Source organism: Imperialibacter sp., from assembly GCF_040222815.1.
Classification (GTDB): Bacteria; Bacteroidota; Bacteroidia; order Cytophagales; family Cyclobacteriaceae; genus Imperialibacter.
In genome coordinates, this window is sequence record NZ_JAVKCH010000019.1 from 336,893 (window position 1) to 351,863 (window position 14,971).

A 14,971-nucleotide genomic window follows, 5' to 3' on the forward strand; every position below is an offset into this window, starting at 1 on the left:
GCGATTTGCTTCCTATACAATATTTTTCGTCGTTAGGTGTTGAAGAGCTAAATTGGAATCGTGAAGAAAAAGATTGTTTTAACGATCGCTCTGCTTTTGGTAGCGGCATTGGTCTATTATAGAGATTTGATCAGCTATGGGTGGATGCAGGGCAAAGGGCAGTTTGAGATCTTGTGGGAAGCTCAACCGATTGGGGAATTTCTAGAGTCGCCCGACTTCCCGGATTCTTTAAAGGCCAAGCTAAGGCTCATTCAGCAGATAAGGTCTTTTGCCGTCGACTCTCTGGGTATTTCCCCTTCTGACAACTACACGACGATGTATAATCAGAAGGGCGAAAATTTACTCTGGAACGTAACTGCTGCAGAGCCATTCGCCCTGGTGCCTTATCGCTGGAAGTTTCCGTTTCTGGGGTCGTTTCCCTACAAGGGGTATTTTGACCTGGAAAAGGCGAAGCTTGAAAGGGAGAGGCTGGACTCAGCTGGCTACGACACGCATATCGGCATGGTAAGCGGTTGGTCCACACTCGGCTGGTTTAAGGATCCAATTTTGAGTAAAATGCTGGAGAGGTCTGAGGGTGATTTGGCTGAATTGATCATCCATGAGCTTACACACGGCACGCTTTACGTTAAAGACAGTGTGGAGTTTAATGAGAACCTGGCCAGCTTTGTGGGAAGAGTGGGTGCCATTCAGTTCTTAAAGAACCGGTTTGGGCAAAACTCAGCTGAACTTACATCGTATGTAAATTCAGAGGTCGATTACGAAAAGATCTACCGCCACTATTTGAATGGGGCACGAAAATTGGATAGCTTATATAAAACTATGGACGAATCAATGTCTGTTGCCATGAAAAGTGAGCAAAAAAAGGACATGATTTATGACATTATGAAAAACCTGGACACCCTGCGCTTCGAAGAAAGAAAGCCGTTTCAGTGGAAAGCTGAGAACAGGTTGCCCAACAATACCTTCTTTATGTCATACCTGAGGTACCGTGGGAAGATGACCAGTTTCGAAAACGAATTGCAAGAGAGGTTTGGGGGTGACCTTAGGGCATATGTGACTTATTTAAAAGGAGTATATCCTTCGTTATGAAAAATATACTGACAAAAATAGGTGGGTTAATAGCACTCGCAGGAATTTTTTCAGCGTTCGGTCAGTACGCTGGTGATCGTGCATTTAGAACCCTTAGTAACCGAAGTTTCAAAAAGGGTGAGCTTTTGGAGTACAGGCTGCACATTGGCATGCTGACCGCCGGTGAAGCTACCATGAGCATTCTGCCGGATATCGAAAGGCGCAACGGGAGGCCTTGCTACCGCATCGATGTCTACGGAAAGACTACAGGCCTGGCCGATTTCTTGTACAGTGTAAAGGACAACTGGGGCACTTACTATGACACCGCCTCACTTGTGCCCCATCAGTTTTACAGGAATATTCAGGAAGGAAGGTACAGAAAATACGAAGTGGTTGATTTTGATCACCAGAATGAAAAGGCCAAGGTGACCACGCTGGACAAGCATACCTTTAAGCCCAAGGACACAAAAATGTATGACATACCGTCCAATATTCAGGATCTGGTAAGCGGTTACTACTACATCCGGACGCTTGATTTTTCAAAAACTCAGCCTAACGATACTCTTCATGTAAAAGCCTTTTTCGACAAAGAGCTTTTCGATATGAAAATCAGGTTTGTAAGGCGTGAAGTGCTGAAGACTAAACTCGGCAAGATCAAAACCTTGGTATTCGCCCCGGTCATGCCCGAAAACAGTATTTTCGAGGGGGAAGATGCAATCTTGCTATGGATGTCTGACGACGCCAACAAGATTCCATTAAAAGTGAGAGCTAAGATGTTTTTAGTGGGTTCGGTTGATATTGATATCACCGACGCAAAGAATATTAAGTCTAAGCTGGCGGTCGTTGAAGAGTAGTATTAACAAATTGTTACCGCTTTTACATTCAGTTCTTTATTGTCTACTTTTAACCCGTCTTTAGTATTCGTAGCTGGTATTTTTCAGTTGAGTTATAGAAAAACAGCACTAAGACCTGGTTTTAAATTATCGTAATCCCCTTTGAACAATGGGAAATAAGCAATCGCAAAAGGTACTGGTAGTAGACGATGAAGCTGACATATTAGAGCTGCTAAAGTACAATCTGGCCAAAGAAGGTTATGACGTAAAGACGTCACTCGATGGTAGAAAGGCTGTTGAAATTGCCAAAACCTACCATCCTGACCTCATTCTGCTGGACATAATGATGCCTCATCAGGATGGTGTGGAGACATGCAGGCAGCTAAGAGAAATACCAGAGCTCAATAACTCATTCGTTATTTTCCTAACGGCACGGTCTGAAGAGTACTCGGAGGTAGCAGCTTTTGATATCGGAGCCGACGATTATATTACAAAGCCGATAAAGCCGAGGGCTTTAATGAGCAGGATAAACGCCTTGTTCAGAAGAGATTCTAAAAAGAAGAAGGACAACAATCAGGTATCGGCCGGTGATTTGAGTATTGATCGGACAAGCTACACTGCTACAATTGGAGAGGATAAGATCAACCTCCCAAAAAAGGAATTTGAGCTGCTGTACTTTCTCGCCCAAAACCCCGGAAAAGTATTTAGCCGGGATGATCTGTTGCAGAACATTTGGGGCACCGACGTTTATGTGTTGGCACGCACAGTAGATGTGCATATCAGAAAAGTCAGAGAGAAAATAGGAGAAGGATATATATCTACCGTAAAAGGCGTTGGATATAAGTTTGAGGCTAACTAGGCTTTTATGTTGCTTAACTCCCGGGCTCTTGCGCTGCTGCTATCTGTTTCTATATCCGTTATTACTACCGCTTTTTTGTACCTGGTGCCTCAGGTAACCGTCACAGCCCTTTTTGTGGCATTTGGGCTTTCGTTTTCATCCTCCTATCTCTTGATTAGCCTCGTGCTCGAATTTCTTTTTTTTAAGGAAATCAATGGCATTAACGAAGCATTTGAAAACATAAGGAAAAAAGATTTCACGGAAGTAGATGATCCCTCTTCGAATCCCTTTAGTCCACTTAATAGAATCAACGAAGAGATTTATTCCTACGCAAAAATCAAGCAGAGGGAAATTGACGAGTTGAAAAAGATGGAGGCTTTCAGAAGGGAGTTTCTTGCTGATGTTTCCCACGAGCTGAAGACACCCATTTTTGCCGCTCAGGGATTTGTGCACACACTTTTGGATGGGGCGGTAGAAGACAAGTCTGTTCGAATCAAGTTCCTGAAGAAGGCCGCCAAGAGCCTGGATGGCCTGGATATTCTGGTGCACGACCTGTTAACCATCTCCCAAATGGAGACCGGTGAAATAAAAATGCACTTTGAGGACTTTGACGTTCGGGAGCTTACCGAGGAAATATTCGAACAGTTTGAAGACAAAGCAGAGAAGAAAAACATCAAGCTTAGTTATACGAAGTTGGGGAAGGCCCCGATTTATGTTCACGCTGATTTTCAGAGAATCTATCAGGTGCTGACTAACCTCATTTCGAATGGTATCAAGTATACCAAGGATGAAGGTATGGTGGAGATCGATTTTGAAGAGGGAAAGCATGATGTAACGGTATTCGTCAAAGACACCGGGCGTGGAATACCCCCTGAAGACTTGAAGAGGGTTTTTGAACGCTTCTATAGGGTGGAGAAGAGCCGGTCGAAAGAGAAGGGGGGGACTGGTCTGGGGCTTGCCATCGTCAAGCACATTATCGAAGCCCATGGCAGCAAAGTCAGCGTTACCAGCACAGTAGGCAAAGGCTCCACTTTCTTTTTTAAACTCCGTAAGAGCGACGTGGAGGAAATTGAAGTACTCCGTGACGACTCACCAGACGAGGACGAGTAGTAACTGCCGCTACGAAAAAATAATTAGCTAAATTTTGGGTGATGCTTTTGAAGCAGCTATACTGCCGCAAGTCTGAGGACACCTGCTGGACGGAAATAGCATTCAAGCGGCGTGAACAAATACCGACTAGGCAAGTTTCAAATGGACAAGCAGACCTGAACAACCTAACCCATCAATGACAATCAGTGTAATCATTCCAACCTATAATGAAGAGCAGAATATCGTTCGTCTGATTGAAAGCCTGAAACGGCACGGTGATGACAGAAGTAGGGAAATAATCGTTGTGGATGGAGGGAGCGATGATGCCACTGCCCGATTAGCGGCGGCTGCCGGGGCGGTTGTGGTTAAAACTGCCACAAGACGGCGATCAGTGCAAATGAATCTGGGCGCTGAAAAAGCCAGCGGCGATGTGCTCTACTTTGTGCACGCCGATGTTGTTGTTGAGCCGGATTATGTTGCCGATATTTCTGAATCACTCTCTCTGGATTACGAAAGCGGCTGTTATCGCTATCGCTTTAACTCGAACAAGGCATCGCTTAGAATCAATGCTTTTTTCACGAGGTTCCCATTTCTTTGGTGTCGGGGCGGTGATCAAACGCTTTTTATCACAAAAGAGCTTTTTTGGAATTTGGGCGGCTTTCAGGAGGACTATCTGATCATGGAGGACTATGACATCATAGAACGGATAAAGAAAAGAAGCAGCTTCCGGATCATACCCAGGGAGATAGTAGTGTCAGCAAGAAAATATGACGCCAATAGCTACCTTCGGGTTCAATTTGCTAACTTTTTAGTTTTTAGCATGTATTTTTGGGGCTCTTCTCAGCATAGGCTGACAAGCCTTTATAAAAAACTACTCAAGACTGATCAATAGGTTCTATGGAAAGTTACATCACTGGAGTTCAGCAAGCAGGCATAGGTGTGCCGGATATCGATAAATACTGGCCCTGGTATAGTAAAATGTTTGGGCTGTCTGTTGCCATCTTCGACGATAGGGCTGAAGCGGCACTTATGACGCCCTACACCGGCGGAGAGGTGCATTCCAGAAGGGCCGTGCTGGCCTTGAACATGGCAGGCGGTGGCGGTGCGGAAATTTGGCAGTTTACAAGCAGAACGCCCGGCAGTTGCTCTTTTAACCCGGTGTATGGCGACCTGGGCCTTTTTGCCCTAAAGATCAAAACCCGAAACATTAAATCGTTTGTAGCACTGGCTCAAAGTGCCAAAGCGGAGGTGTCAGAGATTCTGACCGACGCTAAAGGAAGAGGGTATGCGTGGGTAAAGGATCCGATGGGCAATATATTCCAGGTTGTTGAGATTTCAGAAGGCTGGTTCGGGGAGAATGGTAACCTAACCGGGGGTATTTTCGGAGCCGTTGTTGGGGTTTCGTCAGTGGACAAATCGCTGCCATTTTACCAGACTTTGCTTGGCACTTCAGGCGTAGTATTCGATGAAGAGGCCAATGGGGATAAGTTCGTCGATGCTGACTCACCGGCCGTCCGACGACTGGTGTTAAGCAAAATTCCCGGTCAAGTTGGGGCATTTAGTCAGCTGCTGGGCGGGATAGAGCTTGAGCTTGTTGAACGGAAAGACAAAGCAGGAAAAAGAATTTTTGACGATACCAGATATTGGGGCGACTGCGGATTCATTCACCTTTGCTTCGACGTGCTGGATATGGAGCCTCTTCAGAACGTGCTGAACAAAGCTGGCCACAAATTTACCATTGACAGCAAAGGAACTTTTGCCATGGGAGAAGCCGGAGGCCGGTTCGCCTATGTGGAAGACCCTGACGGGGCCCTGATAGAGTTGGTGGAAACTCACAAAATCCCGATCATGAAGAAATATGGTTGGTTTTTGGATCTTACGAAGCGAAAGGGAAACAAGCCGTTGGCCAAGTGGATGTTCAAGGTGTTGGCCATGGCGAGCCCCAAAGCGAAAGCACTGGACTAATTTCCTGCCTGAGGGATATTAGCTTCTCTGGTGTACCACTTTTTGATCACAACTTCTGTCGGCTTGTTTTGTGGCGTGTAGTCGTTGTTCTCCATTCCGCCAGCCTTAGGATGATCAGGATACCATTTCCAAAGAAACCCACCAGAAAACCATGGCTCGTCCCAGAAAGACTGGAAGAGCGCTTCATACGTATTGCTTTGGGCCTGCAGGTTTAGTGGCTGTTCTTTCTCGTTCAATTCCCAATGCTTAGCTGCTGCATAGTCTGCGCTACGGTAGCCATATTCAGTGAACAGAATGGGGCGGTTAAATTTTTGTGAAAGTTTTTCCAGCGACTTTTTCGGCTCTGCCCAATTTTTCTTTAGCTGTTTTACTGAAGGCGTTTTTTCGTCGCTAATAGGGAAGTATGCATCAATGCCGATGTAGTCCACCTGTTCCCAGCAGCTCACCTCCATATAATTGTCCCAGTTGGCAGCATACGTTAGTTTACCCTTGAAGTTCGCCCGGCATGTGGTAGCAAGTTTCACCCAAAAATCAGGGCGGTGTATGATGGCCTGATTGAATTCAGTGCCAATGCAAAAAATCTCCGCATTCAAGGAGTCGGCCACTTTCAGGTAGGTCATGATGTAGCTCAGGTAGTTTTCTTCCCATGCCGCCCATTCTTCCTCTGTTTCCAGCACGAAATCACCTGCCCAGCCGTCTCCCCGCACCCACACATGCGGCTTTACCATTACCTTCAGGCCTTTGCTATGGGCAGCCACAATCTGTTGGCCAACGCCATTGGCCGTTTCCCCTCCCCACTGACGGGAATGATTGAAGTGCAGCTCTGAAGAATGACCGGGAGCAAAAGCAAAAGGAATAATGGCTACCCATTTGGCACCCACGCTGTCTAAGTGCTCAAGCTCTTCCTCCGGACTTACCTCTCTGCCGGCCACCAAAGACACGCCGCTTATCTTTTGCCCCAAATGGACTGGAGCGTTTTGCATATAGCAACCAGACAGCGTCGTGGCGATAAATGCTGAGACAAGTATAGAGAGTTTAAGATGATTCATAGCCTGAAAGCGAAATATTAAGAAATATGACACTTTTCAGGCGCATTTCAAATCATTCATCAACCGGTATTTCGCATGGCGCTTGCTATGGCATTGATGGTAATGAGCAAGTGAGTGAGGGTTACCTCCGTCTTGTCTGATCCTTCCTCTTTCTCTTTGCGCCACTTTTTAAGCAAGCTCACCTGTGTTTTGTGAAGGTTGTCCATTAGCGAAGCTCTCAAAAGACTGGAGTAGTAGTGGTTTCTACGCCTTTCCTTCATTGGTCTTCCCAAAAGGCCTTCAAGTGCTTCACTTGTTTTCTTTAACTCTGAAATAAAGATGTTGAGGAATTTGTCTCTCACTTTGTCATCAGTTACCAGCGAAGCATACTCCTTCATGATCAATTCATCGGTGGAAGCAAGGCTGGTGTCGATGTTGGTGAAAACATAACGGATGAGGGGATCAAACTTGATAGCCTTCTTGAACTCCGCATAGATTTCGGGCTGATTATCTCTCAAATTCTGCAGGGTAGAACCAACGCCGAACCAGCTAGTCATATTGTACCTCGACTGGCTCCAGCTAAATACCCACGGAATGGCTCTCAAATCCTCAAGCGATTTGGCACCGGACCTTCTCGCAGGTCGTGAGCCAATTTTACTAGATTCAATAGCATCGATGGGGGTAGCTTCCCTAAAAAACTGTATGAAGCCTTCTTCATGCATTAAGTTCTCGTAGTAGCCTTTGCTTTCGTTGGCAAGCTTTTCAAGAATTTCAGCCATTGGGTGATACTTTCTTTCAGTCACTCCGTCCAAAATAGTTCTGGCCGCAGTGCTTGCAACCAGCAGTTCCAGGTTGTATTCGGCGTTTACCTTATTGGCGTATTTTTGCGCTATGGTTTCGCCTTGCTCCGTCAATCGGATAGCACCCTGCAGGGAAGAATGAGGAAGGGCGTTAACGAAATAGTGCGTCGGGCCAGCGCCCCGGCTGATAGATCCGCCTTTGCCGTGGAAGAAAACAATTTTCACACCCAGATCACGTCCAATTTGGCTCAGCCGAGACTGTGCTTTGTACAGGTTCCACTGGCTGGCCATGATGCCACCATCTTTGTTGCTGTCGCTATATCCTACCATTACTTGCTGGAAGAGCGAGCTGGCCTGATTCTTAGTTTTTATGTATTTAATGCTTCTTTTGGTGAAAGGATGCTCCAAAAAGCCTTGTAAAATTTGGCCACCGTTTTCAAGGTCTTCGATCGTTTCAAGCAATGGAACCACAGGCAAAATACAAACGAGCCCTTCTTCCGACTGGGTTGTTAGTCCTGCTTCTCTCGCCAGCAGATAAACGGCTAGCAAATCGGAAACACTCCTGGTCATGCTGACAATGAGTGAACCAATGCCTTCTGCACCGTACTTTGAAATATGTTGCTCCACCACCTTGAGGCAGTCCACCACCGCCTGGGCGTTTTCACCCAACGGAATATTCTTGTTGGCAAACGGCCGGTTGGAGGCTAGCTCTTTGTTGAGAAACGCCAGTCTCTCTTCTTCGTTCCACTGTAGGTACTCTGCTCCTTTCAGCCCGGCGGCGTCCATCAGCTGAGAAATAGCCTTGTCGTGAAATGCGCTGTTTTGCCGAATGTCGAGGCGGGCCAGGTGTAGACCAAACGTTTCTACGATCCTAATGGCCCCTATCACCTCATCAAAGGCAATAGATTTGGCACCATAGTCTATCAAGGCGTCTTTTAAAATGGTGAGATCGTCTATGAGCTCTTTTGAACCCGCATAGGCGCCTTTGAAGTCTTGTAGCTCAGTGGCATGCCCTCTTTTAGTGTCAATGGGCAGGCGAGCCATCAGAATATTGACGAATTGGCGAAATGCTTCACCTTTATTGCGTTGCAAAGCTTCAATTCCTTTCTCACCCAACTCATGCATAAGGTGGTAAGCCCTCTCTCTTAGTGGGGGGTACACTTTATCAATATCGCAGGCCAGACTAAGGTGCTTTACGAGCATAAGCAACCGGCGGCGAACTACCACGATGGCATTGAGTCTTAAGGTTTGCAGCGTTTCGGCGGTCACCTGAGCCGTTACCAACGGGTGGCCGTCTCTGTCTCCACCCACCCAGTCACCAAAGCTGATCTTTGGAAAACTAGTGCTATTGAGGAGAATAGATCTATCGAACCCTGCGTCGTCCCACGCTTGTATCATTCGACGGTCAAGCACTGGTATCACGTCAGGAAACACATTTACGAGATAGTGAAGTATATTCCTTAATTCCGAGGCTACGTCTGGTTTCTCAACATAAATCTCTCCTGTTTTCCAAAGGCGATACAATACCAGCTTGATATTATGTCTGATATTGTCCTTCTCCTTTTTCGTGTACATCTGGTTTTCTCGCTGCACAATGAGGAGGTAAAGCTCCCTGTGGTGCTCAAGCACCGACGCCCGTTTGGCCTCTGTGGGATGCGCTGTGAGCACGGGCTCTATTGAAATTTCGGCAAGTTTACTGGCAATGTCTTTTGGACTGACCCCAGCTTCTTTGAGCGACTGCAAATTTTTGGCCCACAAACCACTGATGCTTGGTAGAGACTGGTCTTCCAAATGTCTGCGACTCTGCACAGCGGCATTCACCTCAACCATGTTTACTATTTGAAAAACCAGAGAGTATAGCTGAATCTCCTTTTCAGTGAGTTGATCAGTATTGCTAAAATTTATTTTGTTGATCCAGGGAATCTTGGAAGCAATGGCTTCTTCTCCGTTTTCGGATAGCGAATCCTTAAGGGCTTCCAGCAAAAAGGTCAGGTCTTCGTAAGGCTTGCCAAGTTCAATCCTTACCTGTTCCAGCACGTCTGTCATAAAGCTATAATTTTTATGTCGGCATAGCCTTTGGTTGGCTTGAGCCGACTGGGTGTAAATTAGGGCTTCCAAAAATAGTGATTCTTAATGGAAAGGCTATGTGAGTAGAGAGGAGATTAGTGCTCGTTGCGAAATATTATGAAATCTTCATAATATTTATGAAATAAATTTAAATTATTCAATGGAGTGCATGAGGCTGCATGGCCTTCCATCAATTACGCAAGGGCTCGACAGAGGATGTTTTACCTGACCACCACTCCGTTCTTAACTCCTTTGTTGCTTGTAGCCGGATTATAAACCATTCCATTCACCACAGTGAACATAACCCTTCCATCTTTGGTGATGATAAATGTGGCAGGATCACCGAATGAGATGCTTCCATCAGGTGTTTGGTAAGCGCCGATAATATTGATCGGCAAGTCAACATATCTCCCAACCAGCTTTCTCACCTTCACATAAGTGTACCCTTCCTGTAGCCAGTTGTTGATTTTGTCTGCTGGAATGGCCTCCATTGTTTCGAAAATGTCCGGGTAAACTTTCCCTGGCACGATCGTCATTCCGGTCGCATCAATTTCGTCGTAGCCAAAATAGACCGACATGTCGCCAAAGTCTTCAATATAACCTGCCACGTCATAGGTTCTAAGGTCTTCACGGGTGTTCTCCCTGAGTCTTATTGCCAAGTCCATAGTGTACCAGCTGTTTTCAAGCGCTAGCTGCCCATTTTTAACCAGCAGATCTACATAGTACCTTCCATTTTCAGGTATTTTGAAATAGTCGTTGCTATCAAGCTTTTTATAACTCCCATCAGCTATGCTTTGCAGAGTGCCCAACAGAGCAAGAAAATGCACCTTTCTGATTACTTGCTTTTCAGGGTCGTCAGCGTAGGCACCGCATTCGATTAGTATTGTGCCGGTTCCCCACTTCTGAATGTTGTCACCAAACGCCCTCGGCTCAAAGGTGTCGTCGTACCTGGCGGTGTGGCCGGGCATGTAGTTTTGCACCAGGTTGTTAAGTTTGACCACGACTTGCAGGGCGGCCTTTCTTGATTCATTAATGTCTTTTGCTTCGTTATAGGCGGGTGCCAAAAAAGACAGAGACGCTGGCTTTCCGGTGCTGCCAGCACTGGTTGCCGAATTCTGGTCGTGCAGGTTGAAACCGAAATCAGGATTCAGGCTGTCTCTGACATGCTTCAATAACTGTGCTTCCGGCGACTGTAGCCTTACAGCATCTCTGTTGATGTCAATACCCAGGGCATTTCTTCTTTGAAACTGCTCCGCTCCGTCGGGATTCAGCATGGGAATGAAGTACAAAGTGACGCCTTTTAAAAGGGCTTCCTTTTCTTTGGCAAACTGGCTTTTATCAGAAAGGAAGTTGAACATATCGAGCAGCACCCTGGTGGCAGTTGTTTCGTCGCCGTGCATTTGCGACCAAAGCAGCACCTTTACCGGGCCTGTACCGGCTTTCACCAAATAAATGCTCCGCCCCTCTATGCTCTCACCTGCTTTGGTAACAGAGAAGCCTTGTTTTGTTTTGAGGTTCAAAAGAAGTGGCTCCACGTCGCCGTGTTTGAACCGCCTTACTGAGATGCTTTTCTCAGCGAAGTCGTCATAGGCTGCTTCCACTTTTGTTAAAAACTCATTTTGCTGGCCGAAAGCCTGCTGGCAGAGCAATGCGGTAAGAAACAGGAAGGTTGATCTTTTCATATTGGGTTCTTTTCAACAAGGAAGGATAAATATCATCTATTGGCAACCTTAATTTAACCATTGAAGGCTTTTTGCTTTTTGTGTGATAGCTTTGTGGTCGGAATTAGTTTTGCTTCATGAAGAAAGAAAAATTTGAGGACTGGATTTTGTTTGAAAATGAGAACTACCTGCTGATAAACAAGCCTCCTTTTCTTTCTACCCTCATGGACAGACAGAGCGAGCGAAACATACTCGATTTGGCCAGGGGCTATGTAGCCGATGCTCAGGTAGCGCATCGGCTCGACAAAAACACATCGGGAGTGATTGCCATCGCTAAAAATCCGGAGGCTTACAGGAGCCTGGCAATTCAGTTTGAAAAAAGGAAGGTGTATAAAATATACCATGCGCTGACGGATGGCATCCACAAGTTTGAGGATCACAAAGTGGCTGTTCCCTTGCTTACAACCGGAAAGGGTGAGGTAAAGCCTAGCCGGAAAGGAAAGGCATCGGAGACTATACTGAATTCTGTAAAAGCGTTTTCCAATCACACCCTGTTGAGCTGCAAGCCGCTGACGGGCCGTATGCACCAGGTGAGAGTGCATTGCGCTTATGCGGGGGCGCCTATTGCCGGCGACGAGCTATACGGTGGTAAGTGGCTTTACTTGTCCAGCCTTAAGCGCAAGTTTAACATTGGCAAGTTTGAAGAAGAGCAACCGTTGATCAAGCGCTATGCGTTGCATGCCCATGAGTTGGCCTTCAAAGACCTTGATGGTAAGAAAGTAGGGGCTGTGGCTCCTTACCCAAAGGATTTTGAGGTACTGATCAAGCAGTTGGAGAAGAATAGCTGATCCGGCGGAAGTTGATTTTGGCAAGCGGTCGGAGCTAACTTAAATATTTTCAGGGCATTATTGTAATTCAATTTTTATACTTCTATCTTTGTGTCCCTTTTTGAGGGCAAGGTATATTCTGTACACAATAAAGAAATTAAAGCTGTTTCGATAAATGGATACGATAAGCTACAAAACACAGTCTCTAAGCAAGGCGAAAATTGAGAAGAACTGGGTAGTGATTGATGCTACTGATCAGATTCTTGGTCGTTTTTCAAGCCGGGTGGCTAATATTCTTCGTGGGAAGACAAAAGCTAGCTACACTCCGAATGCGGACTGTGGAGATAACGTGATCATTTTGAATGCCGAGAAGGTTCGCCTTACTGGTAAGAAAATGAACAACAAAACATACATCCGTCACACAGGTTATCCTGGTGGTCAGCGTTTTGCTTCACCTAGAATGGTGTTGGAAAAAGACCCAAGAAGACTTGTGGAGATGGCAGTAAGAGGAATGCTTCCAAAGAATAGCTTGGGCAGAGAGCAATTCCGTAACCTTTATGTTTATGCAGGCACTGAGCACCCTCATGCTGCACAACAACCAAAAGAAATCAAGGTAACATATTAGTATTTAGTTAATGGACGTAATCAATACCATAGGCAGAAGAAAGACCTCCGTAGCGAGACTATATCTTCAGAGCGGAAAAGGTACTTTCAACGTAAACGAAAGAAGCCTTGAAGAATACTTCCCTTCAGAAATTCTTCGTCTGATTGTTCAGCAGCCTCTTGAACTTACCAGCGAGTCGGGCAAGTATGATATCAAAATCAATGTTGACGGCGGTGGGATCAAAGGTCAGGCTGAAGCGATTCGTTTGGCCATTTCCAGGGCGCTTTGCGAAATCAGCGAGGAGTTCCGTCCGGCATTGAAAAAGGAAGGCTTCCTTACCAGAGACCCTCGTATGGTTGAACGTAAGAAATACGGCCGTGCTAAGGCTCGTAGAAGATTCCAGTTCAGTAAGCGTTAATCAGTATTTCATATACTTTATATATAATTAATGGCTAATCTAGAATACAAGGACTTACTAGACGCTGGTGTTCATTTCGGACACTTAACGAGAAAGTGGGATCCCCAAATGGCTCCATACATTTTCATGGAGAAGAATGGAATCCATATTATCGATCTTAACAAAACGCTTGTGTGCCTCGAAGAAGCGTCTAAAGCACTCAAGCAAGTAGTACGTTCAGGCCGTAAGGTGATGTTCGTGGCTACGAAGAAGCAGGCCAAAGACCTGGTGGCTGATGAAGCAAGAAGGCTGAAGATGCCTTATGCTACTGAGCGCTGGTTGGGCGGTATGCTTACAAACTTTGCTACTATCCGCAAGTCATTGAAGAAAATGCAGGGTATTGACAAGTTGATGAAGGAAGAAAGCTTCACCGGACTTGCCAAGAGAGAGCGTTTGATGGTGACTCGTGAAAAGGAGAAACTGGAAAGAGTACTTGGCGGTATCGCTGACCTTACTCGTCTTCCTGCAGCTCTTTTCATCGTGGATATCAAGCGTGAGCACATAGCGGTGAAGGAAGCTCAAAAGCTGAACATCCCTGTGTTTGCTATCGTGGATACGAACTCAAACCCTAACGAGGTTGATTTCCCTATCCCAGGTAACGATGATGCTTACAAGTCTGTGAAACTAATTTTATCTTACATCTCTGAAGTAATTGAGGAAGGTCTCAACGAGCGCAAGAGAGAAAAAGACGATGCAAAGTCTAAAGAAGACGAAGATGAGAAGCGTCGGGTAGATGAAGTAGAGGCAGTAGAAGAATCAAAAGATTAATTTATAAATAGTGTATCCGGCAACGGATAGATTTTAAAAATTGAACATCGGAGATTCTTCGGTGTTCAATTTTTGTTTAAAGCATTTCAAAAAACATTAAAGGATAAATAACAATGGCAATCACTGCACAAGACGTAAACAAGTTACGGCAAATGACCGGCGCCGGCATGATGGATTGTAAGAAAGCACTTACAGAATCGGATGGTGACTTCGAAAAAGCAATAGAGATTTTGCGGAAAAAGGGACAGAAGGTTTCTGCTTCCCGCTCTGATCGTGAAACTACAGAAGGATCCGTTTTTGTGCGCACTAACGACAGCAATACAAAAGCAGTTCTCATCTCCCTCACTTGCGAAACAGATTTTGTTGCTAAAAACGAAGAGTTCGTTAAGCTTGGCAATACGATAATCGACCTTGCATTTGCTAAGTCTCCAGCTTCGGTAGAAGATTTGAAGGCACTTAAGGCTGGCGATCTTACAGTCGACGAGAAGATCATCGAGCTTGTTGGTAAGATTGGTGAGAAGCTTGAAATTTCTGCTTACGAAGTGATGGAAGCCGAAACAGTAGTTTCTTATATCCACGCAGGCAGCAAACTTGGCGTTTTGGTAGCCCTAAAAGGCGGGAACAGCGCCGATGTGATTGACGCTGGTCGTGACGTGGGTATGCAGATTGCAGCCATGAACCCAATTGCAGTGGATCAAAACAGCGTTGACAAAGCCGTTATTGAGAAGGAAATCGAGATTGGAAAAGACATCGCTCGTCAGGAGGGTAAGCCAGAGGAAATGGTAGAGAAAATTGCTCTTGGCAAGCTGAACAAGTTCTTCAAAGAAAGCACATTGCTTAGCCAGGCTTTTGTGAAAGACAACTCCAAAACGATTGCTCAATACCTTGATAGTGTTCAAAAGGGATTGACTGTCACTTCGTTTAAGAGAATTTCAATCGGTTAAAGTTTATATTATCATTAATAGA

At 45.6% G+C, this 14,971-nt stretch carries 14 protein-coding genes; 11 read left to right on the top strand and 3 right to left on the bottom strand.

Features of this window, described 5'->3' with window-relative positions; all coding sequences use genetic code 11:
- Positions 1-60: 60 nt before the first annotated feature.
- The 6 genes from RIF36_RS09280 to RIF36_RS09305 all read left to right on the top strand — a co-directional run bounded on the left by RIF36_RS09280 (position 61) and on the right by RIF36_RS09305 (position 5,793).
- The gene (locus RIF36_RS09280; RefSeq protein WP_350120753.1) at positions 61-1,089 is read left to right on the top strand and encodes an aminopeptidase; all 1,029 of its coding nucleotides are present in this window, start codon (positions 61-63) and stop codon (positions 1,087-1,089) included.
- Positions 1,086-1,922, top strand: a complete 837-nt coding sequence (locus RIF36_RS09285) for a DUF3108 domain-containing protein (RefSeq protein ID WP_151996370.1) — start codon at positions 1,086-1,088, stop codon at positions 1,920-1,922. The genes RIF36_RS09280 and RIF36_RS09285 overlap by 4 nt, the downstream gene beginning before the upstream one ends.
- Positions 1,923-2,070: 148 nt before the next feature.
- Positions 2,071-2,760 (top strand): response regulator transcription factor, encoded by a 690-nt coding sequence (locus RIF36_RS09290; protein WP_151996371.1) that lies wholly within the window; start codon positions 2,071-2,073, stop codon positions 2,758-2,760.
- 6 nt (positions 2,761-2,766) lie between these two features.
- Positions 2,767-3,849, top strand: a complete 1,083-nt coding sequence (locus RIF36_RS09295; protein ID WP_350120750.1) for a sensor histidine kinase — start codon at positions 2,767-2,769, stop codon at positions 3,847-3,849.
- 175 nt (positions 3,850-4,024) lie between these two features.
- Positions 4,025-4,720: a TIGR04283 family arsenosugar biosynthesis glycosyltransferase gene (locus tag RIF36_RS09300; RefSeq protein ID WP_350120747.1), complete on the top strand. Its 696-nt coding sequence runs from the start codon at positions 4,025-4,027 to the stop codon at positions 4,718-4,720.
- Positions 4,721-4,725: 5 nt separating this feature from the next.
- Positions 4,726-5,793 (top strand): VOC family protein, encoded by a 1,068-nt coding sequence (locus RIF36_RS09305; RefSeq protein ID WP_350120744.1) that lies wholly within the window; start codon positions 4,726-4,728, stop codon positions 5,791-5,793.
- Here the strand turns inward: RIF36_RS09305 and RIF36_RS09310 are convergent.
- The 3 genes from RIF36_RS09310 to RIF36_RS09320 all read right to left on the bottom strand — a co-directional run bounded on the left by RIF36_RS09310 (position 5,790) and on the right by RIF36_RS09320 (position 11,370).
- The gene (locus tag RIF36_RS09310) at positions 5,790-6,842 is read right to left on the bottom strand and encodes a glycoside hydrolase family 113 (protein WP_350120742.1); all 1,053 of its coding nucleotides are present in this window, start codon (positions 6,840-6,842) and stop codon (positions 5,790-5,792) included. The genes RIF36_RS09305 and RIF36_RS09310 overlap by 4 nt on opposite strands.
- Positions 6,843-6,901: 59 nt before the next feature.
- Complete coding sequence (locus tag RIF36_RS09315) at positions 6,902-9,667, bottom strand: phosphoenolpyruvate carboxylase (RefSeq protein ID WP_350120740.1); 2,766 nt, start codon at positions 9,665-9,667, stop codon at positions 6,902-6,904.
- A 242-nt stretch (positions 9,668-9,909) separates the two neighbouring features.
- Positions 9,910-11,370, bottom strand: coding sequence for a M14 family metallopeptidase (locus RIF36_RS09320; protein ID WP_350120737.1), 1,461 nt, complete (start codon positions 11,368-11,370; stop codon positions 9,910-9,912).
- A 116-nt stretch (positions 11,371-11,486) separates the two neighbouring features.
- Here RIF36_RS09320 and RIF36_RS09325 point away from each other — a divergent pair, with 116 nt between their 5' ends.
- The 5 genes from RIF36_RS09325 to tsf all read left to right on the top strand — a co-directional run bounded on the left by RIF36_RS09325 (position 11,487) and on the right by tsf (position 14,949).
- Entirely contained in the window at positions 11,487-12,197 is a 711-nt protein-coding gene (locus tag RIF36_RS09325; RefSeq protein WP_350094958.1) for an RluA family pseudouridine synthase, read from the top strand.
- Positions 12,198-12,351: 154 nt separating this feature from the next.
- A complete protein-coding gene (gene rplM, locus RIF36_RS09330; protein WP_350073619.1) occupies positions 12,352-12,801 on the top strand; it encodes a 50S ribosomal protein L13 in 450 nt (149 codons plus the stop codon).
- Between the two features lie 10 nt (positions 12,802-12,811).
- The gene (rpsI, locus tag RIF36_RS09335) at positions 12,812-13,198 is read left to right on the top strand and encodes a 30S ribosomal protein S9 (RefSeq protein WP_151996380.1); all 387 of its coding nucleotides are present in this window, start codon (positions 12,812-12,814) and stop codon (positions 13,196-13,198) included.
- A 30-nt stretch (positions 13,199-13,228) separates the two neighbouring features.
- Positions 13,229-14,005 carry a 30S ribosomal protein S2 gene (rpsB, locus tag RIF36_RS09340; protein WP_151996381.1) on the top strand — a complete coding sequence of 259 codons (777 nt, stop codon included), beginning with the start codon at positions 13,229-13,231 and terminating at the stop codon, positions 14,003-14,005.
- Positions 14,006-14,118: 113 nt separating this feature from the next.
- Entirely contained in the window at positions 14,119-14,949 is an 831-nt protein-coding gene (gene tsf / locus RIF36_RS09345) for a translation elongation factor Ts (RefSeq protein ID WP_317489556.1), read from the top strand.
- Positions 14,950-14,971: the final 22 nt, after the last annotated feature.